Annotated in this window: 15 protein-coding genes and 1 pseudogene; 8 read left to right on the plus strand and 8 right to left on the minus strand. The window is 57.6% G+C overall.

Going from position 1 to position 22,310, the window contains the following annotated elements:
- A pseudogene (locus VGE80_RS02075) lies at window positions 1-413 on the minus strand (hypothetical protein); the annotation flags it as partial.
- A 186-nt stretch (window positions 414-599) separates the two neighbouring features.
- On the opposite strand from VGE80_RS02075, the gene VGE80_RS02080 reads away from it, so the two are divergent.
- Both VGE80_RS02080 and VGE80_RS02085 read left to right on the plus strand, forming a co-directional pair.
- Window positions 600-1,193: a sigma-70 family RNA polymerase sigma factor gene (locus VGE80_RS02080; RefSeq protein WP_440591497.1), complete on the plus strand. Its 594-nt coding sequence runs from the start codon at window positions 600-602 to the stop codon at window positions 1,191-1,193.
- Between the two features lie 648 nt (window positions 1,194-1,841).
- Window positions 1,842-2,141, plus strand: a complete 300-nt coding sequence (locus VGE80_RS02085; RefSeq protein WP_440591498.1) for a hypothetical protein — start codon at window positions 1,842-1,844, stop codon at window positions 2,139-2,141.
- A 28-nt stretch (window positions 2,142-2,169) separates the two neighbouring features.
- On the opposite strand, the gene VGE80_RS02090 is transcribed toward VGE80_RS02085, so the two are convergent.
- The 3 genes from VGE80_RS02090 to VGE80_RS02100 all read right to left on the minus strand — a co-directional run bounded on the left by VGE80_RS02090 (window position 2,170) and on the right by VGE80_RS02100 (window position 7,123).
- Window positions 2,170-3,312, minus strand: a complete 1,143-nt coding sequence (locus VGE80_RS02090; protein WP_440591499.1) for a hypothetical protein — start codon at window positions 3,310-3,312, stop codon at window positions 2,170-2,172.
- Window positions 3,309-5,591, minus strand: a complete 2,283-nt coding sequence (locus VGE80_RS02095) for a hypothetical protein (protein ID WP_440591500.1) — start codon at window positions 5,589-5,591, stop codon at window positions 3,309-3,311. The genes VGE80_RS02090 and VGE80_RS02095 overlap by 4 nt, the downstream gene beginning before the upstream one ends.
- A gap of 65 nt (window positions 5,592-5,656) precedes the next feature.
- Window positions 5,657-7,123 (minus strand): MotA/TolQ/ExbB proton channel family protein, encoded by a 1,467-nt coding sequence (locus VGE80_RS02100; RefSeq protein ID WP_440591501.1) that lies wholly within the window; start codon window positions 7,121-7,123, stop codon window positions 5,657-5,659.
- A gap of 324 nt (window positions 7,124-7,447) precedes the next feature.
- Between VGE80_RS02100 and VGE80_RS02105 the strand changes: the two genes are divergently transcribed.
- Window positions 7,448-11,410: a hypothetical protein gene (locus VGE80_RS02105; RefSeq protein WP_440591502.1), complete on the plus strand. Its 3,963-nt coding sequence runs from the start codon at window positions 7,448-7,450 to the stop codon at window positions 11,408-11,410.
- Between the two features lie 584 nt (window positions 11,411-11,994).
- Here VGE80_RS02105 and VGE80_RS02110 read toward each other — a convergent pair.
- Entirely contained in the window at window positions 11,995-12,408 is a 414-nt protein-coding gene (locus tag VGE80_RS02110) for a hypothetical protein (RefSeq protein ID WP_440591503.1), read from the minus strand.
- A 403-nt stretch (window positions 12,409-12,811) separates the two neighbouring features.
- Here VGE80_RS02110 and VGE80_RS02115 point away from each other — a divergent pair, with 403 nt between their 5' ends.
- The 3 genes from VGE80_RS02115 to VGE80_RS02125 all read left to right on the plus strand — a co-directional run bounded on the left by VGE80_RS02115 (window position 12,812) and on the right by VGE80_RS02125 (window position 15,690).
- Window positions 12,812-13,753 carry a hypothetical protein gene (locus tag VGE80_RS02115; RefSeq protein WP_440591504.1) on the plus strand — a complete coding sequence of 314 codons (942 nt, stop codon included), beginning with the start codon at window positions 12,812-12,814 and terminating at the stop codon, window positions 13,751-13,753.
- Between the two features lie 130 nt (window positions 13,754-13,883).
- Entirely contained in the window at window positions 13,884-14,525 is a 642-nt protein-coding gene (locus VGE80_RS02120; RefSeq protein ID WP_440591505.1) for a tRNA-uridine aminocarboxypropyltransferase, read from the plus strand.
- Between the two features lie 91 nt (window positions 14,526-14,616).
- Entirely contained in the window at window positions 14,617-15,690 is a 1,074-nt protein-coding gene (locus VGE80_RS02125) for a ThiF family adenylyltransferase (protein ID WP_440591506.1), read from the plus strand.
- Between the two features lie 313 nt (window positions 15,691-16,003).
- On the opposite strand, the gene VGE80_RS02130 is transcribed toward VGE80_RS02125, so the two are convergent.
- The gene (locus tag VGE80_RS02130) at window positions 16,004-16,798 is read right to left on the minus strand and encodes an HpcH/HpaI aldolase family protein (protein ID WP_373652761.1); all 795 of its coding nucleotides are present in this window, start codon (window positions 16,796-16,798) and stop codon (window positions 16,004-16,006) included.
- Window positions 16,799-17,405: 607 nt separating this feature from the next.
- Here VGE80_RS02130 and VGE80_RS02135 point away from each other — a divergent pair.
- Together VGE80_RS02135 and VGE80_RS02140 are read left to right on the plus strand one after the other, a co-directional pair.
- Entirely contained in the window at window positions 17,406-19,763 is a 2,358-nt protein-coding gene (locus tag VGE80_RS02135; RefSeq protein WP_397569500.1) for a Tex family protein, read from the plus strand.
- 124 nt (window positions 19,764-19,887) lie between these two features.
- Window positions 19,888-20,868, plus strand: a complete 981-nt coding sequence (locus VGE80_RS02140; RefSeq protein WP_440591507.1) for an amidohydrolase family protein — start codon at window positions 19,888-19,890, stop codon at window positions 20,866-20,868.
- Window positions 20,869-20,957: 89 nt separating this feature from the next.
- On the opposite strand, the gene VGE80_RS02145 is transcribed toward VGE80_RS02140, so the two are convergent.
- Window positions 20,958-21,509: a nitroreductase family protein gene (locus VGE80_RS02145; RefSeq protein ID WP_440591508.1), complete on the minus strand. Its 552-nt coding sequence runs from the start codon at window positions 21,507-21,509 to the stop codon at window positions 20,958-20,960.
- Window positions 21,510-21,634: 125 nt separating this feature from the next.
- On the minus strand, window positions 21,635-22,310 hold a 676-nt coding region (locus tag VGE80_RS02150), incomplete at its 5' end, for an ABC transporter permease (RefSeq protein WP_440591509.1).

Here is a 22,310-nt window from a genome sequence, read left to right on the forward strand (position 1 = left end):
GCTGAGTGGATCACCGTTGATTGCTGAGTCGGATCAAGGACCAGCATTTGCTCGAGTGGCTGTGAGAGATGAGGGAAACGATCAAGAACATCCTGGGTTGAAACGCGATCACCTGCCCGCTTGCGGACATGAACCTCTTCCAGCACAAGCTGCGGAGTGACCCGATCGGCCAGTTCGGGGATTTCGGCAACATAGTCTTCGATGACACGTCGCAGTCCTCGCTGCCATCGCTGCTCGAGGTCAATTTTGACCAATTCCACGGCAAGCGGAAGCCGCAGGTCTTCGTCACACTCAGAAAGATACTCCGTGATGGTGGGGGGAAGAGGGGCTTCCTCCCAGGCCTGTGAAAAGGCCTCCAGCGCCGCTTCCAGTTGCGACCACTGCTCTTCTGCGAATTGAGTAGGATTCGTCAAAGTGGGGGAACAACCTGAATGGAGCCGAGTGACCGACGGGAATGGAACTTAAATAAGCCGTGTATTACCGCTGCAAGCGAGAACCCCTACTCAATCATCCTCCTGGATTCCTCTGTAAAAAAGTGAGTCTAGTCATGTGCCGACGAGTGGTCTACATTTTGAATATCAAAAACTTCAGGAAGCCGTATGTCAGACGCCGCTGATCTTCCCTTCCCCGTTTCGCAGCACCATCTGGCGAGTTTCGTCGAGACGAAACGCCCGCAATTGCTGGCTTACATTCAGAATAATCTCGGGCCTGCTCTGCGTAAAAAGCTCGAACCGGACGATATTCTGCAGGAGGTTGTCCTGACGGCGCTCGGCTCGTTCGAAGCATTTAATGTTCCCGGTCGTGATCCGTTTAAGTTACTCTGCCAGATTGCGGAACAACGGATCATCGATGCCCACCGTCACCATGTTGCCGCTCAGAAACGATCCGTCGATCGCGAAGTCTCGATCGATGTCGCCCCTGCCGGAGATCAGGCGCGAGGCTTTCTTCAACTGCTGGCCGCCAGCATGACCACTCCCAGCCAGGCCTTTTCGCGCGATCAGAAAGAATTTCTGCTGCAGGAGGCGGTCAGTTCCCTGCCGGAAGAGCAACGTGAGCTTCTCAGACTGCGCTATGTCGAAGGACTTCCCACGCGCGATGTGGCTTCCCGCATGGGGAAGTCGGACGGCGCTGTCCGGGTCCTTCTGACGCGGACCCTTTCCAAGCTGCAGCAGCTCCTTTCTGATCACACCTGATGCTCGGGGGGGATTTCCTTGCAAGTCGTGCCCCTTTCCTCATCCTCCCTTTCTCCCGGTTTGAGGTTCTCATCGGTGGTGATGATGAAAATTTCTTAAAGTGTAATGCGCGCTGCACATGGTTGAGCATCTTGAGCACCTAATTGCAAAAACCTCTGTTTTTGTTGTGTTTTGATTAGATGCTCAAGGTGCGCAAGCGTGAGCACCTTGAGCATCTAATCGAGCAACTGCAACTGCTCCTGATGACGGCGAAACGGCAGGCGTCGCATAGACCTTTCAAGAAACACCCCCCCCCAGCCAGGCCACCTTTCTCAGAGTGGCTGAAAACGGCGGAAATCAAATTCGCGCACCGACGTATCGTCGCTTCCGCGCGAGAATGAATCGCCGCTTTAAAGATTGCCACAATGTTAAAAGTATTTTGACGCTGCGTCAAGAGATGTTGTCGCAACCGATGCGCGCGTGGCTGATCACTGCGTCAAAATGCTGTAACGTCGGCGAATTCGATGGCGCGCAGTCTGGATGAAGAATTGTCGCCAGGTTTAATGCCGGAAGATCGCTAATCGAGCCAAGGCGGCGAGAATCCAACACGGTACCACGAGAAGCCTTCCTCAAGTAGCCCTGTCGGTCCCTCGACAGGAAAGCCGAGTAATGACCCGCAAGTTTAATACCTATCCGCAGATGACGCAGAGCGACGCAGATTCTGAGAACAAGAGAAACATCTGCGAAAATCATCGCAATCTGCGGATCAAGACTTTCACTCCGGGCTCTTCGTTCTGTCTGTTTCCAGCCAATCGCGATCCGCCAGTCAGTGATCTCTCCGCCGATGACGCAGAGCGACGCAGATACCGAGGGCAACTCGGACGCGCAAATCTCTTGCGACAGCGGGACGCTCTGAACCCCGGTTTTGTTCCCTGGTGTGCTGCCGGTGTTGCTGCGGAGCGATCTTAATGCAATTCGCGCGGGGGATACCGGCGCATCACTGGCTGGCTGACTTGGAGCCGTTTGGTGAACCGGAGATGTGGATGCCGTCGGGGAGGGGGCGGCCTGCGACCGAGAAGCCGTGATCGTGCGTGAATTTCTGGAGCTTCCGGTAGATGGCGAAGCTGTCGGGATAGACCCAGAACGTCAGCGTCGTGTCGGGAGAGGCACCGAGAATCGACTGGTAGAAATTGGATCCTTTGCGCAAGGCGACCGTTGCCGTTTCCCCGCGCATGTCGAGTTCAGGGCGGATCTCCCAGCCTTCGAGGCTGATACGGTACCCCCCATGTCCGGCTCGAAGTTCGTCCAGGCCCGATAGCGTATCGACACGGACGAGGTAGCTCATCGTGAAGCCGCGAAGTGGTCCGATCTGGCCCTGATGCTGGCGCGTTTTGACCAGCCAGTCTTTTCGCCGTTCGATCTGTTCCTTCAAGCGGTTGACGAGTTCATCGACGGGGACTTCTGCGATCCGATTCCCCTGCAGCCGATAATGCTTTTCCTTACCGTTCACGACGCGGCTGACGGGGGTGATTTTGTGCTGAAGCGTCTGGACCATGGTCGGCTTGGCCTGGAGTTCTTCCAATTGTTTTGTCAGGCGGCGCAGGGTTTCTCTGGCAAGATCCAGGTCCGCTTCGACCTTTGCGGCCTGCTGCTGGTTCTTTTCCAGTTCTTCCGCCGAGAGCGCGAGGGCCCCCTGCATCGCCTTCTGTCGCTCGAGGAGTTCTGCTTGCCGCAGATGCCACTTTTTGAGCTTTTCCGCGATCTCTTCTTCTTCCATGCTGGTCGCGGCGATTGCCGACTCGAGTTGCTGGCTAAGGTCTACCAGTTCACCCGGGGGGACGAGTTCGGGAAGCGGCGGTATTTCGATCGGCTCTTCCGGGAAGACAATCTGCGTCGGCTGGGTCTGCGTTGGCTCGGCATCGACCGGGGGTGAAATCGTCGTGGCGGCGACCATCGGTAACGGACTCGACGGACTCTCGGCCGGGTCCAGAACAGGCAGACTGTGAACGGCGGGAGTGTGGCTGACGCGCAGCCCCGCGATCACAATCAGAATAATCAGGATGCCGACGATATTCGCGACGACATCCAGAAACGAGTCGGAGCCAAACTGAAGCTCCGCTTTCGGGCGACGACGGCTCATCGGTTCCCTCTCGATCTTGGAAAGACGGCCGTTTTCGGGATTGGTTTTGCCTGTTTCGGTGTCATGCGTCCAAACTCGACCGCCTTGGTGCTGTTGGCGAATTCGTGTGAAGTCGACAATCCTGCACGTGTCATCATGGCATTAATCTGTTCATACCGGGCGTCCCCATCAGGCTTCACCACGAACTTGAGTCGCGGTGCCCAGAAGAATCCCTGTGGGGGGCGGCCCCAGTCGTAGGCGTAAGCATCAAGTGCCGACGCGAAGCGGACAAAGACGTCCTGCCTCGTGTCACCCTCATTGATGGCGATGACATGCTTTTCCGCGATGACGAGTCTGTCATGTGAGACATCAATGCGGACTTCGCGTTCGTAACCGATGCTCGCCCCCGGATCGCCGAGACCCCATCGGCGTCCAGAGAGCATTTCCGGTTCGAGCGGCTTATTGGGGTCTTTGTTCATCCGGCTGATCTTTTCGCCGGGTTTCGCGAATCGCAGGCCCGGACGAAGCTCGTGAGCGTACTGAGTCTCGCCCGAGGGATCGTCGGAACCCATGGACGAACTGTTTGGATCACCGGATTGCGATCGGGACCCGCCGCTCGCCTGTCGCTGCGATGAGCCACCATCGTGAGCTTCACCATCGCCAGCAGAGGAATCTCCCTCCACGCTATCGGAAGAACGGGATCCGGAACGGCCGGGAAGTCGACCCGGTCGCCCGTTCGGCGACCCTGGTTGGGTATCATCCGTACCATAAGCGTGAACCGTGGCATCAGAACCCGGACCACCTGGACCGCTCGACGTACCGTCAAATTCCCCGACGGTGTCGTCGCTCCACTGGAAATCCGAGGATTGTGGCTGAGGCATCTCGCCGTCGGGATTGGCTGTGCCGCCGTAGGAACCGCGTCGGCCGGACCCTCGACCGGGCTGATTCATTGCCTGGTAATCTTCGGGGGTCTCGTCGAGCGAACCTCCTGCGCCTCCACCGCCTGTCCCTGCACTGCCTGTCCCTCCACCGCGGCGTTTGCCGCGCGGGCGACCTTCAAAGTTTTCGATTCGTTCCCAACTGCGTGAGCCGACTTCGCTTTCTCCGCCGGTGACGTCGGACATGGTGAAGCCGTTACCTGAGCGGCGTGTTCCGGGGCCACCGTTGGAGTCGGGGCTTTCCGGAGCGAAACCCTGTCCCAGACCACTCGCTCGGCGTCCGGTGCCACCGAAGACGGTTCCCCCCGCACCCGAGCCGATGGCCGACAGGGCAATGCTTTCACGCTGTTCCTTCAGGCGATCGATGGCTGTCTGACAGGCCGTTTTTGCCCCCTGTTCGACGGGGGGAAGCTTCAGTGCCGTCGTCTGGTCGATGAGTTCGTAGCCGTGCGATGTCCGAATCGGTTCCAGCATGCGCATCGCGACGTAGTACGAGTAGATCCCGTCGGGTCGGACCAGCAGCAGGATGTAAGGCTCGGGTTCGGAACGGGGATTCTTCTGCTTGGAATTCCAGACGCTCCAGTAGTTGACGAGTGCTCCGGTCCCCGCCGCCAGCGGGTTGGCGCGGGTAGTGAATCCTTCCATGTCCTGAGCCGTGATCAGGATATCCTCGGGAAGAAAGCGAATGCCGGCGGCACAACATTCGATAAAAATCGGGCGTCGGCTGGTGCCGGTTTGCGGGTCGAACGGAACGACCTGGAAGCGGTCACTCTCGTCCGTGGCATCAGCGACTTGCGCAGCGCGGATTTGTTTCTTTAAGTCGGCGATCTGCTGTTCGAGCGTCACGCGTTCTGCCTCATCCGTGCTGAGCATGAAGGCGGCTGCTTCGCCGGCGAGTTCGCCCAGTTGTTCTTCGAGCTTTTTGATCTCTGCTTCCAGCAGCGCCGCGTTTTCCAGCGTGCCGTCAAGTCGCGACTTGCGCTGGGCGACCTCATTGCGTCGTCGTTCGAGGTCACTTTCGAGTTCGCTGACGCGAAGACGCCACTCGGCCTTCAACTGTTCGAGTTCCCGTTCCCGTTCGGCACGAGCAAGCTCATAACGGTTGATGGCCGGGGTGACTGGCTCTATCACCTGTTCAGGGATGGGAAGCGGAGCCTCCGTGGCGGGAGGCTCTTCGACGACGACCGGTTGCGACGGACGTTTTCGAGATTCCTCCTGATAGGCGGCGAAAGCGACAACGCGTTGCCGAATCTCACGAGTCGTGACCAGCAATAGGAAGATCAACGCTCCCATCGTGCAGACGAGCACGGCCAGGAACGGGAAGAGCTGGACAGAAAGTGTTTCCTTCGATCGGCGGCTCATCGGAGGGTCTTGCTAGTACGAATACGAAAGTGAGGCGGATTGGGGAATCAGTCGTTCACTTCGGTTCAGGCAGCCTTTGTTTTTGCTCGTGCGGTCAACAGGTTGACTGCGGCGTTCAGGTTCAGCAGCGTATGCTCAAGGGATTCGACCACCTTGACCGCTTCGAGGTTTTCGGCGAGTCGGCTTTCGAGACGGACGAGCTCGGATTCGTTTTCGGTCAGCTTCAGGAAGACATCTCCCTGCTGTCGCAATTCCTCGAACTGCCGGGTCATTGCCGTGGTCGATGTCTCCAACTGGGTTTGCCAGCCACCGACTTCTGCTGAAATTTCCTGGGTCAATGCGGTGAGCTGCTGTGCGTATTCATCCCGTGTTTGAGCAATCTCGGTTCGGAACTGATCCCAGGTACGGGCGATCTGCTCACAGCCCAGTCTCTGTTGCTCCGCCAGCGCCGTACGGGCTTCGTTAAGCTGTTGTCCGATCGACGTGGATGCGGACTGGAAAGCGGTCATGAATTCCGACCGGACCGTGGCCATCTGTTGCGAATGATCCACCAGGGCATTCGTCAAGCCGGTTTGAAGAGCCTGATCGAGATATTCCTGCTGTCTGGAGAGTGTTCCTGACCAGCGTTCGCGAAGCGATTCGAGCGAAGTCTGCCAGAGTTCCATCTGCCAGTTGATCATGCCTTCAGAGCGTGACAGAAGTTGTTCCGCCGCCTGTTGTTCTGCGAGCGTGAGAGGAGAAGAGACGGTCGCTGCAGTGGCGGGGAACAGCCGCAGAATCCGTTTGACGCCGAAATCTTCGATATCGTCCAGAGTCTGGTGCTCGGAACGTTCCACGATGAAGGTGACAAAGACCAGAATCATCGACAGGGCGAGTGAAAGCGCCGTTGTATCGAAGGCGACAGCCAGTCCCGCGGTGACCTCAGGGAGTGACGATTCCAGTTTGTCGGGGGTAATATTCGCGATCGCCATCGTGATTCCGATGACGGTACCGAGGAAGCCCAGGATCGGGACAGCCCAGGTGATCGTCCGGATCAGTGCGTAGCCATCGTGCAGGCGGCCACTGCTGAGTTCCGCCAGGTAAGTGAGGTAGCCTTCCAGCCCTTCCGCGGATCGTCGGCTGGAGACATAGTCGCACGCTTCGCGAACCCGGCGGACCAGGTGGGTGTCTTCACTTCGTTTGGCGACGAGATTCAAATGCGTTTGAATTCGATCCGCGGAGACTTCGGCGTCGGGGACTCCGTCGAGGCTCAGCCCCTCGAGTAGATCGGCCCGCAGCGCGCTCCGTTCGGTCGGAATCCGCATCAGCTTGCCAAACAATGTGGACAGTCCAATAAAGAACAGTCCCGTTGTGGCATATTCGATCCAGTGCGCGGTGAAGTAGCGCTTCATATCTTCCTGATAGACAGGGAGATACGGAAGAAGCGCGTAAAATCCGCAGGTGATCGCTGTTCCCCACAACCAGGGAGACCCGAAAATGGCGTTAATCCGCTGCTCGATCGATCTTCCGGTGGACCGCGAGGTTGTCGCCATACCGAAGTTTCCTGCCAGAGTTCAAGAAGGCAATCGTTCCAGCTTCCCTAATCGTCCTGTTTTGAGATCGCCGCAGGACGGAAAGGAACCGCAGAAAGGTCATTATCGGAACAATCGGCAACAACGGTTCGTGGAATGAGTCAAAACTGTGGCGGCTTAAGACAGAACCAGATTTATCCGGGGAACGACGGCAGACGGGTTTGCTTACAGGCTGACAAGTCCCGTATTGTATTGCATGGACTTGGCAAGATTTGTGGAGGAGGCGTCTTTTCCACGGACCTTGCTGAAAAGAGCTGACGACGTTTATGGCCGGGGGACCGGGACTTGAATCTTTCCCAAACCGATATGACGACAGCACAAGAGTTACTCGGCTATCTCAACTTCTCCGGCGGCCGACCTGACCCGAAGTTTCAACGTCAATTGAACGAGCTTGTCGCCAGCCAGACCTGGACGAAGGTTCCGGGAGCGCTGCGCGCCCTCCTTGCGCAATTGAAAGAGACTGCGCCCGCATTCCGGGACGTGGCTCAGGCCGAATCAGTGCTGAATCTCGTTTTCAATGATGTGCTTCCCGCCTACCGGACTCATCATCGGGACTTGCTGGCTCATTTGAACGAATCCGAATATGAGCAGCCATTTTTCCTGGCAAAAGTGTTCGAAGCGGTGCTGCAGCAGGGACCGCCGTGGGACGACCGGGACGGGATCGTTCAGGGTTCCCTGAATCGACTTAACGATTTTGTCGGATTCCGTCCGATTGCGGTGCTGGAAAACGGTCGCAAGATGGACCTGTACTCGCACGAGCGAGTTCGTCCCTGGCCGCTTTACCTGCGGAACGCGGGCGTCGCACACGGACCGTATCAGACGCTGATCCAGGGGGCTCTGGACCTGCTGGCCAAAGTCCCCGAAGACATGCTGGCCGAAGCGTACTTCGACTTTAACCAGCTTGAAGAACTGGCGCTGGACCCTCGGGCTCACGATCATTCCCACCCTGTCAACAAGCGAACCAACTATCTGTTCGGGGAGTGGGATCCGCACCAGATCGATTTGAAAGGCCGTTATCAGCGGTTCGTCGTTCGTCGCGTCATCATTGATTCGCTGATCGACTGGCAACAGAAGCAAAAGCGAGTGGCGTCTGAAGAAGTGCTGTTCGACATGTCCGCAGTCCTATGCGGAACGATCCTCATGGCGTCGGCGATCAGCGGGGATGGCCCGGAATGCCACGATTCCAGTGTCACGCTCACGTCGCTGCTGCCACGAGTTGCTCGCCAGCGGGACCGGTTTTATTCCTGGTTGCTGGAGAGTGCCACGGGGGCACGCGCCAAACGCCTGAAAAAGCACGCGAAGACGACTCGCCAGCCGTTCGGGCATGTCCGGCAGTCGTTGAACATGTACCTCGCGAACTATGGGACTCAACAAGTCCAGCGTCGGCAGTTGGCCCACTTGTTTGCGCGGATGGGCTATCCCGAAGCCAGTTTGCGTCAGGCGGCGGTCATCCCTTGCGCGTCGGCCCGGTTTGAGTGCGAAGTGCTCTGTCGCGTCCACGGTGCCCGTCGCGTTGTGGAACTCGGCAAGATTTCCGAGGCGATGCACCTGCTGGCGGAAGCCGAAGAATATCTGCACCGGGGAATCGAGTGCGGGGCGCTGGTCGATCCCTGGAATATTCTGGGGTTTCAAGGACTGTTTCCGCTGTTTTCATCGCGGGAAGACAGTGTTCCCGATCAGCGGGTCGAGATTCTGCTGCACATGATGGAGGCGCTGCTGGACGCTTACACCCGTACTTGGGAAGAAGCGGCGGCGCGGGGCGAAACCAAAATGGCCGCCACAATCTCGGTCCGCTACGAAGCACTCGCCGAGTTCTGGGACCGGTTTGGATCCTCGACTGTGCATGACCTTCCACGTGTGGCAGCAAGGGAGAGTCTTGATTCGGCCTCGCACGTCGCTCAGGCTCTGGCGGAGTGGCGGACAGCGGGAGAAGCGGCTGGTGACATCCAGTTCTGGCGCGAACATGTCGAAAAGTTTGACAGCGCCAAAGCGTATGCGCAAGTGGTTTCTGCGTTGCTGGAGCGGCGCGACACTGTTGCCGCGCTGGGCCTGCTGATGCAGTGGCTGAGCCAGCAGGAAGAAGTCGGGCTGGAAGCCGGCCATATGTCGTTCGAAGACCTGCTGCTGTGGTGGATGGGGATCGTCGTCGACAAGGGCTCGATGACCAAAGAAGACCCCTGGCCACTGATCCGCAGAATGTTCGACTACCTCGAAGCGAACGCGGGCGAATTGTGGTCAGCGCCTGCGACGACGTCGATTACGGAATTTCGCAAGTCCTCTGAATCCGAGTCGTCTGAGGAAGTGAGCGGGATGGGGGAAGAACCAATCCGCGATGAAGAGGACGAACTGTTCGATGCCGCTTATGAAGGGATGGTCTACCGGGACAGTGCGGATGATGGTCAGGAGGGCGAGACCATGGACGACCGGCCAGCCTTCCACCGCGCGACCGAGTTCGAACTCATCGAACGCGAACTCGAACCGCGCCTGAAGTTCTTGCGTACGATCGCCCAGCTATATCAGATGGGGGCGACGCTCGCCGTGGAACGTGAGGTTGTGCCTGTCGACCCTCAGTCCAATGCGGTAAAGGAACTGAGGCTGGCTCAGGCGGAATCACTGCGTCACTGGCTGCGCCATTCGATTGAAGTGCAGGCCGACCTGACACGCCTGATTGAGCGTCTGTGGAAGCAGGAGATCGGGCAGGCCAGTGCCGAACACGATGTGAACATCGAGTACGACACACAACTGCAGACGAAGCTGTTCCTGATCCAGACAACGATCCAGACGGCGCTCAGTTGCCGTTCGGCTCAGTGGTGTCTGGCCTGTGCCCTTTCGCCGGCGGATGACACGGTCAAAACCAATGCCGATGACGTGCGGATCATCGACATCTATCGCGGCGTCATGCAACGGAACGAAGACGAAGTTCGTCGTGTCCTGCCGGGACTGCTCAGGTCGCTGCAAAGCAAGCCCCTGCTCTATGTTCCTCTCGAACATGGGGGCGAACCCAAGCAGATTCTGACCGCCCGATCGATGCAGATGGTCATCCGTTTCCTGCTTGCTCATTTGCCTCAGCTCGGTCTGTTGAAAGAGACCTGGCAACTGCTGAAGACGGCTCGTCAGATGGAACGGGCATCGCGTCCGAAGGGGATGGCGGTGACCGAGTTCGACCGACTGTTCCGGATCGCCTTGCGCTATACGCTGGAGTGCGTCATCAAGGTTTCCGGTGACTGGAAGGGTGGACGTTTCAGCGATGAAGATCTGATCGAAATCGTCGGGACGATCGTCGAGTACTACATCGATGAATGGCTTGAGCACAGCAACACGATGCGCCTGTCGACCGTGGAAGCGTTGAAAGTGGAACCTCTGTGGGAAGAGACGGCCGAATTCGTCAAGACGTATGGCTCGTACATCCTGAATGCACGGTTGCTCACACTGGGTAACGTCCGTGCGATTCTCCACAGTGGCGTCGACCATTTCCTCACGCATCTGGAGGAAAACGAAGACCCCCTGCATCCCATCAAGCTGCTGGACGACTTACGCAGCGGAACGATTGATCGCGAAGAAGCCGCAGAGCAGTTGAATCTGATCTATCAGGTGGTTGTTGAAAAATTTGACCGTTTTCTCGAATACAACACGACGACCACGCAGTCGGACTACGGCGAACATTTCTATTCGCTGCTTGACTTCCTGCGACTGGAAACGGCCTACGACCGTGATGCCTGGAACATGCTGCCGGTCACGGTGGCCCACGAAGTTCTGGCGCGACTCGGCAAGACCGAAGCGGCGACGATCTGGGAAGACGTGATCTCATTGAAAACAGAAGAGATGGCGGACAATCACCTGCAGCGTCTGGAAATGCTTCAGAAAAAGTACGGAATGCGCATGCCTTCTGTGGCGAATCATCTGCAGGAACGTTTCGTTAAGCCGCTGTCGGTCAATCACATGCTCGCCCGCATCAGGCCCGCTTGCGAAGATGCCGATGCGGGGAAGACCGAATCACCCGCATTCCAGGCACTTCAGGTCTCGGTGGAAGAGTATCTCAAAACGACGTCCGGATCAGGAATTGATATTCCGGCGTGGCTGCGGACTCTTGAAGAAGAACTGAACCGGGTTCACGAGTCGGGTGATACCGCACCCCCGGATTCTGAACCGCTGCTTCATTTGCCGATTCCTGCACTCACCTTGAAGGAACTGCGTCAGCAACTGAAGCAGTGGAAGCAACCTCCATCGGAACGCAAAGGGAAGGCGTAGACTTCCGTCGAACCGTAAGCCGGGACCGAGTGGCACTGTCGCCGCTCAGTCCCGTGGCGGATGCCACACGCGGAGCGATGGGGCGCGTAAAGACACTGTCTGGGGCTGCGGAGAGTTCTGAATCACTTCACTCCTCACGGTAGTCTTCCGAGGTTGTGCTGACCTTTGAGTTGCGCTGACCTTTGAAAAGAGGGCTGCGAGGATCGATGGACGAGATCTTCAGTCTGTTCGAGGTGAGTGTGGATGGTACGCGGCGAGTGTAGATAGCGTCGTCTTTCTTACGACGAGGCTGCGTACTTGTCCGTGTAATTGACTGGGCTCGAAAGAATTCTCATGCGGGCCCGACTGACCTTGTTTATTGTTGTTTGTTGGGAATGATGTGGGACGAAGGGATCGAGAGCGGCTTCGGGAGAAGCCTTGAGGGGACCTCTTGCGGCTGACGCCGCCCCGGTAGCCGCGAAGACGCGTCAACCGGGGCTATCCGGCCTTGTTGGATCGATTGTGCTCACGCAGGGGCAGGTGCATCGCGGAATCTGCTCTCGGCCGGTCAGACTTCTGTTTGCAGGTTCCGGTTGCGTGGTCGGTTACTTCCCGTCACGGCGGGAATGCGATCCACCTGAAGAGCGCGGTGCCCAGGTTCCGTTGAAATCGGCGGCATCACGGACGGTTTCGAGCGTGGGGGGGCCGTTGTTACCGTACTTTTCTCGCGACTGGATACGTCGTCTCGCGGCGCGATATTCGTCGGTGGGGTCACTGCGATGTTGTGCGAAGAGCCAGGTCTGCAGCTTCCCGACGGGGCGGTCCCAACGGAGGTTCATCAGGAAGAGGATGAAACTGAGTCCTGCGAATGAGGCTCCCCAGACAATCAGCGGCTGCTCCCTCTGGTCCGTGGCAGCGATAATGACGAACGCCGATGCGGCGGCACCAATCACAACGACGAACGCCGTCGCCAGCCATGTCACCGCGAGACGACCGCGGTCGGAATTATGCCGGGACATGTTGTGAGCCTCCTGACGAGATGATCCATTCGCTTAACCTACTAAAGTCTGAACGTCTCAGCAATCCCCTCTCTCAGTCCGGTCCGGTTTGTAGCGATTGAGACCGGAAGTAACGGCTAATCGGCCTTTCATAATCCATTTCACGGTGCTTCCGGACAACGGTCGATGATAGGAAAAGGATCTCTGTCAAAAGCTGTGCGCGACTGTAGGGACCAGGTTGCGCACAATCCGCATTCATGCGGGAAAAATTGTCATTCCGAAAAAGTTTTGATTGTGGTCGTCTCTGGCTCAGGCTTACAATCTGAGCATAGATTTCAGATGTTTTGTCGTGGCAGAGTGGACTTTCTTGACGATCAGAATCGTCTCCATTCTTGGTCACTTGAGTGTGCGAAAGGAAATTTCGATGGCCCGTCGTCCCGTCGCGTTGCTGTTCGCCTGCGGATTAACGTCCCTGGCAATCATTGTCGCCGCATCGCTTCCCATCGAACTTTCCGCAGCCAGCAAGGCGACCAAAGCCAGCAAACGGCCAATCAAGAACCCCAAGTTCGACCCCACAGCCGAGAAGGTCGATCTGTTCGATGCGGTTGAAGCCGAACAGGTCACCGTCAAGCTGATCCCCCGTGATGCCATGGGGGGGACCGTCCTCATCGAAAACAAGACAGATAAACCTCTGACCGTCAAGATTCCCGACGCAGTCGCCGGTGTCTCCATCCATTCGCAATTTGGCGGTGGTATGGGGGGCATGGGCGGTGGCGGCATGGGGGGGATGGGTGGCGGAGGTATGGGTGGTATGGGCGGCGGCGGCGGCCAGCAGATGGGTGGCGGCATGGGCGGCGGCGGCATGGGCGGCATGGGTGGTGGCGGCGGCATGGGTGGTATGGGGGGCATGGGCGGTGGTGGGGGTGGGTTCTTCTCAGTCCCCGCCGAGAAGGTTATTTCGCTCCCGTTCAACTCTGTCTGTCTCGAACACGGCAAGCCTGAGCCCGGTCCTACCAGCAAATACACAATTGTCCCGCTGTCCCGGGTCAGCACGAGTCCCGTTCTCTATGAACTGCTGGCGAAGGTCGGAACAGGGAAAGTCGATCGACAGGCTGCTCAGGCCGCTGCCTGGCACCTGACTGACAAGATGTCGTTCCAGGAACTGGCCGAGAAAGTGGAAGAACATCTGGGCGATCCCAATCCAGCCCCTTACTTCACTCGTGACCAGCTCCTCGGTGCACAGCAACTGCTCGCACAGGCGATGGCGAAAGCCGAAGAGAAGCGCGAAGAAGGAGAACAGGAACCCAAGGTTGAGGAACAGATTCAGCCTCGAACAGTTCGCACGGCCAAGGCTGCCAGCAACTGATGCGGGCGAATCGATCGTCAGGGTGTCGCGAGCATTCCAGACGGAGTAAACTGAAAATCAGACTGAAGCGGGCTTGCCTTTAGGGTCAGCCCGCTTCAGTGCTTTCTCTTCGAATCGTTCTGGACAATTTATGCGACCGTTCATTGCAGCGCACCGTTGCCCACGCTGCGAGATTCGCAAACCACTTTGCTTCTGTGCGTGGATTCCGGAAATCACGCTCCAAACTCGCGTGCTGATCCTGATGCACTCGCTGGAGCAGCCCCTCACGACGAACACCGCCAAGCTGGTCAATAAGGCGCTGACGAACAGCGAGCTTCGTATTCACGGTCGCATTGACGATCGACTGGACGCGGCAAGCTTGCATCAGCCGGGCACACGTTCTTACCTGCTCTACCCGAGTGCTCATGCGACCGTTTTGGATGCGGACTTCGTCGCCTCGTTGTCCGAACCGGTCACGTTGATTGTTCCTGACGCGAACTGGCGGCAGACGCAGAAATTCGTACGGCGTGAGCCCGCGCTCGCGGGGATTCCCCACGTCAAACTTCCCCCTGGTCCCCCGACGGAATACCATCTTCGAGTCCAGCGGCACGTGACCGGGGTGTGTACCCTGGAAGCGATTGCCCGAGCGATCGGGATACTGGAAAGTCCTGAAGCTCAAGCCAAGCTCGAGCGACTTCTCCGCGTGATGGTGGAACGGACACTCTGGTCACGCGGTAAGATTACCGCTGACCAATGTCACGTGTCGGGGATCCCCGCAGAGGCATTCAATTGACCGACAGAATTCCGCGTCGTTGCAGATGCCCCGCCCTGCCCCACCGCAGGTTTGCGCGTCGTCGGTTTAATAAGAAAGGCTGGGATCTATCGTGACGGCAGATCGCTCGACATCAGTGGATACGCCCGCACCGGATTCGCTGGAACGGTATAGTCGGCAGGTCCGATTCGCCGGAATCGGGGCTGAGGGTCAGCAGCGGATCTGCCAATCGCGTATCCTGCTTTGCGGCTGCGGGGCCTTGGGGACCGTCCTGGCAGATACGCTGGTGCGAGCCGGTGTGGGATTTGTTCGCATCGTCGACCGCGATTTCGTCGATCTGTCGAATCTGCAAAGGCAAGTTTTGTTTGATGAGCAGGATGTTGCAGATCATTTGCCGAAGTCTGTTGTGGCGGCGAAGAAATTGGCTCGTGTCAATTCACAGGTAACGATTGAGCCCCACGTGGCCGACATTGACTGGCGAAACATTCGTGAGTTCGCGAAAGACGTCGACCTGATTGTCGATGGGACCGACAACTTCGAGATTCGAGTCCTCATCAATGACCTCTCTCTGGAAACAGGGACTCCCTGGGTCTACGCCGGGTGCGTTGGCAGTCATGGACAGACCATGGCGATCTTTCCTCACGAGTCAGCCTGTCTCCGTTGTGTCATCGAAGTTCCACCCGATGCGGGCTCGACCGAAACGTGTGATTCGGCGGGCGTTATTGCACCCGCCATTCATATGGTGACAGCCCTGCAGGGGGCGACGGTGCTCAAGATTCTGGCGGGGCGGAAAGACCTCGTTCCCCCTCAATTGTCGATCGTTGATGTATGGGACGGATCTCTGCGGCAGATGAACCTGGCAAACCTTCGCGACAAGAGTCAGTGCCCGGCGTGTGTCCAGGGACGGCGCGACTGGCTTAACGGAGGAAACGCCTCACAGTCCGTCGTGCTCTGTGGCCGCAACTCCGTACAGATCTCTCCTGCATTTCCGGCCGTGATCGCGCTGGAAGAACTGGAGCGAAAACTGGAATCTTCGGGAACGGTCACGCGCAATCCCTTCCTCGTGCGGCTGACGCTGAACAATCCCTCCTATGAGCTGACGATCTTCCGGGACGGCCGCGCCATCATTCAGGGAACGGACGATATCAACGTCGCGCGAGGACTTTACGCCCGCTTTATCGGTTGATCGGTCTCTGGTTCGTTCAACACTTCTTCGTTCCAGCAGTGTTACCAGTCCCAGCTTTGGGAACGATCACCAGGGTCGGGTGTGCAAGACGCCTGGGGGACATCCGGGCAATCGAGATTTCGCAAACCCGCGCAGACGCATGAACGGAGTACAAAAAAGAAAGCCGGGACAACATCCCGGCTTTGTTGCTGCTTCATGGCGGATCATTACAGAAAGAGAGCCAGCAGCATCAACTGTCGGTTCAACCCCATCCGTTCGGTGCTGCGGGCAAATCCCCCCATGGTGGAAATGCAATCAGGACGAGTGAACCAGATTAATACCGGGCGAGATCTCCGGATTTGGTCAGTCCGAGGCCTTCGACCGTTCGTTGAGCTTCCGAGACCATAAACCGCAGTTCGCTACCGAGTGCAATGAACTGCCAGCCTTGTTCGATACGCATCTGCGCGGCTTCGACCGTCTGGACGTGAAGGCCGACGGGGGTCCCGCATTTCTTTCCGATGGAGAGAATCTTCTGCAGCATGGCTTCGAATTCTTCCGGGCTGGGGTCCTTTCCATCGGGACCTCGCATCTGGAACGACAGGTCGTTCGGACCAACAAAAATGGCGTCGACGCCTGGCAGGCTGTAAATCTCTTCTGCATTCCGCACCCCTTCAGGAGACTCGGTCTGCAGGACGACGAGAACTTCGTCATTCGCATACTTGTAGTAGTCACCGGCCGTCGCGTTGAAGTTCATCGCGTGCATACCTCCTCCCACTGATCGGTTTCCGGTGGGAGGGTACTTTGCGGCTGCAATGGCCAGTTTGGCTTCTGCAACGGTGTTGACCATCGGGACGACGATGCCGTGTGCCCCTGCGTCAAGCACACGCTTGATGTAGTCGTGATCGCCGCGGGGGACACGTGCCAGGCAGATACAACCGGCGTCGGCGACAGCTCCGAACAGTTGCCCGGCGTTGTCCCAGCCGATCGGTGAGTGCTCCAGATCAACTGTCAGCCAGGGAAACCCAACGCGTGCCATCAGTCGGGCCGCGAATACGTTCCCCAGTGACAGCCACGTACCCACTTGTGGCAATCCCGCTTTGAGCGCCGCCTTGACCGAATTCTTCCGCATGACAATCCCCAGCTTTGTGTTTGAACAGGAGAGGCAACAGGATGCAGAGTGTCTACGTAATCGATGCTCGAAGCAAGCGCCCGGCAGCAGGGAACTCATTCTCTGCGACGTGTCTTCTTCCCAAGTATGAAGCCCTTGATGCCCTACTGTCCCGGAACATGGGGCTTCTCATCTGTTTCTGCTCGGCACCTGCTGTATGAGCGATGTCGTGTCACTGCGAGACGAGTGTCGCAGGAATGAATTGCGGCAGCCGGGGTTCGGAAACGGCGCATAAAGGGAGAGGTCATCGGTCATGAGGAGGGCGTAAAAAAGACAACCGAACGGACGAGAGTGACATGCTCATGAGTAAGAGTTCGGTGAGGAGGACTCTACGCAGATCGAGGTCACGGACTCTCATGATTCAGGGGTTGGATTGTGGACGCGTTTCAGAGACACTGCAGTGGTCGCGCGAGGGATTGGGTAATCGATTAAGAAGTGGTGTTGTCACTTCCCCTGGCGACATGAAAATGCGATATCATTCGCTGCCGATTTCGAACTGTTTGTGCGTCGATACGGCATCACGATTTTTAAGCGGCGAGTCAGGCCCTGCGGGGTACGGATGGTGTTCATGACGGATCAGCATCAGCCACGTGACGTGGACGTCAAACGCGTAGCCGCAGAATTGCACCTGCGGTACGACCAGGTACAGCAAACCGTGCAATTGCTGGATGACGGGAACACAGTTCCTTTCATCACGCGATACCGGAAAGAACGGACGGGCAATCTGCACGAAGAGCAGATCCGTGCCATTCAGGAACGGGTCCTGTCCTTGCGGCACCTCGCTGAACGGGCCGCGGACATTCTTCGTTTGATCGAAGCTCAGGGAAAACTGACCCCGCAATTGAAGTCCGAGATCGAGCAGGCTGATTCGCTCAAGCGGCTCGATGATCTCTATCTGCCGTACCGGCCTAAACGTCGCTCGCGTGCCACCATGGCAAAAGAGCGAGGGCTGGAGCCGTTGGCAGATGCCATCTGGAACCAGACCATCACACAGGCAGAACTGCCCGGGAACGCCGCGCGTTACGTCAGTGCGGAAAAGGAATTGCCTGACCAGTCGAAAGTGCTGGAAGGGGCCGCCGACATCATCGCAGAACGGATTGGCGACGATGCCAATCTGCGGGAACTCTGTCGTAAGATTGCGCGGGAGACGGGTCGACTGGCTTCGTTCGGTACGAAGAGTGCCGATCAATCCCATCCCGAGTTTCGCGATTACTTCGAATACACGGAACCGGTCTCGAAGATCCCCCCTCATCGCATCCTGGCGCTCAATCGTGGGGAAGAATTGAAGGCTCTGCGAGTCAGCTTCAATTGGGATGACGATCGAGCCCTGAAAGTGACCCGGGATCACCTTAAGATCGATCAGCATCGGTGCCGGGAGTTCATGACTGAATGTGCTCTCGATGCGCTGGGGCGTTTCATTCAGCCGGCGCTCGATCGTGAGTTCCGTCGGGACCTGACGGAAAAGGCCGAGCGGCATGCAATCTCGGTCTTTGCACAGAACCTCCGAAACCTGCTGCTGCAACCCCCCCTGCATAACCAGCGAGTGCTGGCGATCGATCCGGGCTTTCGAACGGGATGCAAGCTGGCAGTCCTGGATGAAGTCGGCGGCGTTGTTGTCGTCGACGTGATGTACATTCTATCGGACGAGAAAAAGCAGGAGTCAAAGGCCAAGCTGGCATCGCTGATCCGTGAACATCGCTGTCAGGTGATCGTCATTGGCAATGGAACCGCTTGTCGTGAGACGGAAGAACTCGTCGCGGAACTGATTTCGACGGATTGTCCGGAAGCGAAGTACATTGTTGTGAACGAGGCCGGGGCGAGTATTTACTCCACGAGCGCTGTTGCGCAGCAGGAGTTTCCTCAGTTGGACGCGACGGCGCGCGGGACAATCTCGATCGGTCGCCGGTTGCAGGATCCCTTGAGCGAACTCGTCAAAATCGAGCCGCAGCACATCGGTGTGGGGATGTATCAGCACGATCTCAATATCAAACAACTGAAAGAGACGCTGGACCAGGTTGTCGAATCGTGTGTGAACTACGTGGGCGTCGACATCAATCGAGCCAGTTCGTCGCTGCTGGCACATGTTTCGGGCTTCAATCAACTGCTCGCCCGGCGGGTGGTGGAATTCCGCGAGAAGCAGGGGTCCTTTACCAATCGTCAGCAATTGTTGAATGTTCCCGGGATTGGTCCTGCCACTTTCACTCAGGCTGCCGGGTTCCTGAAGCTGGACGGCGATGAACCGCTCGACAACACCTGGATCCATCCTGAAAGTTACGACATCGCCCGCAAGCTGCTTGCCCGTTGCTCACTGTCGCCTGACGACGTGCGGCCGATGGCAGACCGTTCTGCATTAAAAGAACGGCTGAGCGGTGTGATTGCTGCCCGGTTTGCTGACGAAGTCGGCTGTGGAATTCCGACACTGGAAGACATGCTCGAAGATCTGCAGAGACCGGGACGTGATCCGCGAGCCGATCTGCCGCCACCCGTATTCCGCCGCGGGATTCTCTCGCTAAACGACATTGAAGTGGGAATGGAGTTGCAGGGAACGGTGCTGAATGTCGTCGACTTTGGTGCGTTCGTCGATGTCGGACTGAAGGATTCAGCGCTGGTTCATATCAGTCAGTTGTCGACGCAGTTCGTTCGCTCACCGCATGATGTTGTCTCGATCGGTGACGTGATTAAAGTCTGGGTACTGAGTGTTGACCGCGATCGAAAACGTGTCGGTTTGACGATGATTCCCCCCGGTGTCTCAGAAGCCGTGGCGACACCGCAGTCAGGAGCAGCGGCCGTGCGGTCCCCGGAACCGAATCGCCGTTCGGTCGTCCCCAAGCCAAAATCCTCTGCCATCGAGTCGAAGCCAAGACAGGCGGGACTGATGAAAGGCTTCGACGAACTCAAACAGAAGTGGCAGCAAAGTAAAGACTAGTATCCCTGCGTCCGGGCACTCACAGGGATCATGTTCGACATGATGGGATGAGAAGACGCCAGGGGAATCTTCCGGCTGGCGACGTAGCGATGTGAGATAACGTTCTCTTGATGCGGGATCTTCCATGGAACAGTCGCGGCGATCGTTTCTGAAGACGGCGGTAGCAGCGGGTCTTGCGGGACATGGCCTGATCGATGCGGTGGCCGCGGCGGAACCCCTGCCCGATCGGAAGATCAAGTACATCGATATCCACACCCACCTGGGTGCATTCTTCCACAGTCAGGAGCTGACTGCCGAGCTGTTGGTGCGGTTTATGGACCAGCATCAGGTGGAACGGGCCTGCGTCCTCCCCTTGATCTCACCGGAATCCGCGCCGATTCCCCAACCGGTGACCACCGCACTGAAAGCCTATCATGACTTCCCTGAACGGATCATTCCGTTCTGTGTCGTTGACCCACGTGCGGCGACCGCACCGGGCCAGAGGCAAGGTCATGTCGCAGGTGTGAAAGGAATTGTCGATCTCCTGAAGCGTTATCAGGATGCCGGCTGTCGAGGATTGGGCGAGCACAAGACGGGGTTGCCGTTCGATGCACCTCAGCAAATGTACCTCTACGAGGCCTGCGACACCGTCGGCTTCCCCATCCTGTTTCATCTTGACGATATTCGTAACCCCGATATGCCTGGTCTTCCCCGTCTGGAAGCGGTTCTCAAGGCGTTTCCCCAACTGCCACTCATCGGACATGCGGCAGGTTTCTGGGCATCCATTTCAGGGGATGCGACGATTGAGGACTTCGGCCGCTATCCGGATATCCCTCTACCGGTCGCACCCGATGGAGCGCTCGATCGACTGATGAAGAAGTATCCGAACCTGTACGGAGATTTGTCGGAACCGGGTGGTGAGAAGGCGATTGCCCGTGACCTGACGTTCGGTCGAGAGTTCGTCATTCGACATGCAGACCAGTTGCTGTTCGGAACTGATGTCCTGATGCCCAACCAGAAGATTCCGCAATTTGAGTTGCTCGATTCGCTCAATCTTCCCGAGGACGTTCAGTACAAGATCTACCGGGGCAATGCCATCAAACTGCTGAAACTGGAAGAAGCCTGAGCCCTGCCGGTCGAGTAGCAGCCGACTATCCATCGTAAGTGGCGTGAGCACAAGACTCACGTTCCGTCACCAGTGAATCCCGGCCGCACTCAGTCCAGTCGTCGCAGAAACGCGGAGACCGGTTGACGGGTCTGAGCAGGAACGACTGCCGGATACCCGTACCAGATCAAGCCGGCGACACGTTCGGTGGCGGTATCGATCCCGAGCAACTGATCAAATTCGGGTTCGCGAGTGACATCGCCCGTCGCCCATTTGCTGCCAATTCCTTCCGCCCACAATGCAAGCATCAGGTTCTGAATGAAACAGCAGCACGCTGCATAGTCTTCGCCCTCGCGAAACGCGTCTCCGGATCGGGTACAGGTGACAGCGAGCCAGCCGGGAATGGACGACCATGACTTTCGTTTGGCTTCCGCTTCGGCCGGGCCTTTTTTCTTCTCGATCAGCCGCGCGTTCAGTTCAGTGATCGCAGAGGCCGTTTTGGGGCCCAGCCAGTAGACTCGCCACGGCTCGGTCTTTTTGTGGTTGGGGGCCCAGCGAGCAAGTTCGATCGCGGCCTCAATCAGCGAGGCGTCGGGAAGCTCGGGCCGGAACGCTCCGATCGTGCGGCGGCCACGAATGACTTCAGAAATCGTTTGCGACACGATTGTCCTTACTTGAAACGGGTAATGAGAAATCTTCAGATCGCCCGATGGGACGTCGGCGGGGCACCGAATGAGGCCACCCCTCGATCCGTCTTGGAGAATGACTTGGCCTCACCAATGAGCCCTCATCCCCTGCGAATGGCCTCCATGGGGGACATTCGCAGGGCCCAGAGAGCGGGATAGAGGCCGCCGATCATGCCCAGGAAGGTACTGAATCCCAGGCTGAACAGCAGCAGACCCGGGCTGGCATACAGATAGAGTCTCGTAGAATAGATGGTGTTTAGTATCTGAACGGCAATCCATCCCGCCAGACAGCCGAGAATCCCACCGCTCAGTCCCAGTAAGGCACTTTCCCAGGTGACCAGTCGCATCACGTCCCACGCTGACCAGCCGTTTGCTTTCAGGACCCCGAACTCAATTAATCGTTCCGCGACACTCATCAGCATCGTATTCAGGATGCTGAGTAACGCGATGATGATCCCGATCCCCGTCATCAGATAGAGAAAGATATCGAGGTCAGAACTCAAATCTGCAATCTTGTCACCCCAGTCCTGAGCGGAACGGACTTCGATGCCATCTTCATCACTCGCCTGTTGGTCAGACGTGGTCGCTGCGGATGGGGCCGTTAACAGGGAATTCCCCGGGGCAGAAAAACTATTCCCTTGCAGCCGGCTGGCGGCAGCTTCAAGCAACTGGGCGAGGACGTTCAGCAGCCCGGCCAGTCCCGCCTGCGGAAATTCGACGAGAGCGTTCGTTCGCCAGTCGCTGGCACGACGACCCTGAAACTTCTGGCGGATCTCT

Source organism: Schlesneria sp. (assembly GCF_036405755.1).
In the GTDB taxonomy this organism is placed as follows: Bacteria; Planctomycetota; Planctomycetia; order Planctomycetales; family Planctomycetaceae; genus Schlesneria; species Schlesneria sphaerica.

Excerpts from the sequence above, each read along its gene's own strand:
- VGE80_RS02140 (WP_440591507.1), top strand. The coding sequence starts at position 19,888 with ATGGAACAGTCGCGGCGATCGTTTCTGAAGACGGCGGTAGCAGCGGGT.
- VGE80_RS02135 (WP_397569500.1), top strand. The coding sequence starts at position 17,406 with ATGACGGATCAGCATCAGCCACGTGACGTGGACGTCAAACGCGTAGCC.
- VGE80_RS02130 (WP_373652761.1), bottom strand. The coding sequence starts at position 16,798 with ATGCGGAAGAATTCGGTCAAGGCGGCGCTCAAAGCGGGATTGCCACAA.
- VGE80_RS02120 (WP_440591505.1), top strand. The coding sequence starts at position 13,884 with ATGCGACCGTTCATTGCAGCGCACCGTTGCCCACGCTGCGAGATTCGC.
- VGE80_RS02115 (WP_440591504.1), top strand. The coding sequence starts at position 12,812 with ATGGCCCGTCGTCCCGTCGCGTTGCTGTTCGCCTGCGGATTAACGTCC.
- VGE80_RS02100 (WP_440591501.1), bottom strand. The coding sequence starts at position 7,123 with ATGGCGACAACCTCGCGGTCCACCGGAAGATCGATCGAGCAGCGGATT.
- VGE80_RS02080 (WP_440591497.1), top strand. The coding sequence starts at position 600 with ATGTCAGACGCCGCTGATCTTCCCTTCCCCGTTTCGCAGCACCATCTG.
- VGE80_RS02090 (WP_440591499.1), bottom strand. The coding sequence starts at position 3,312 with ATGAGCCGTCGTCGCCCGAAAGCGGAGCTTCAGTTTGGCTCCGACTCG.
- VGE80_RS02085 (WP_440591498.1), top strand. The coding sequence starts at position 1,842 with ATGACCCGCAAGTTTAATACCTATCCGCAGATGACGCAGAGCGACGCA.
- VGE80_RS02095 (WP_440591500.1), bottom strand. The coding sequence starts at position 5,591 with ATGAGCCGCCGATCGAAGGAAACACTTTCTGTCCAGCTCTTCCCGTTC.
- VGE80_RS02110 (WP_440591503.1), bottom strand. The coding sequence starts at position 12,408 with ATGTCCCGGCATAATTCCGACCGCGGTCGTCTCGCGGTGACATGGCTG.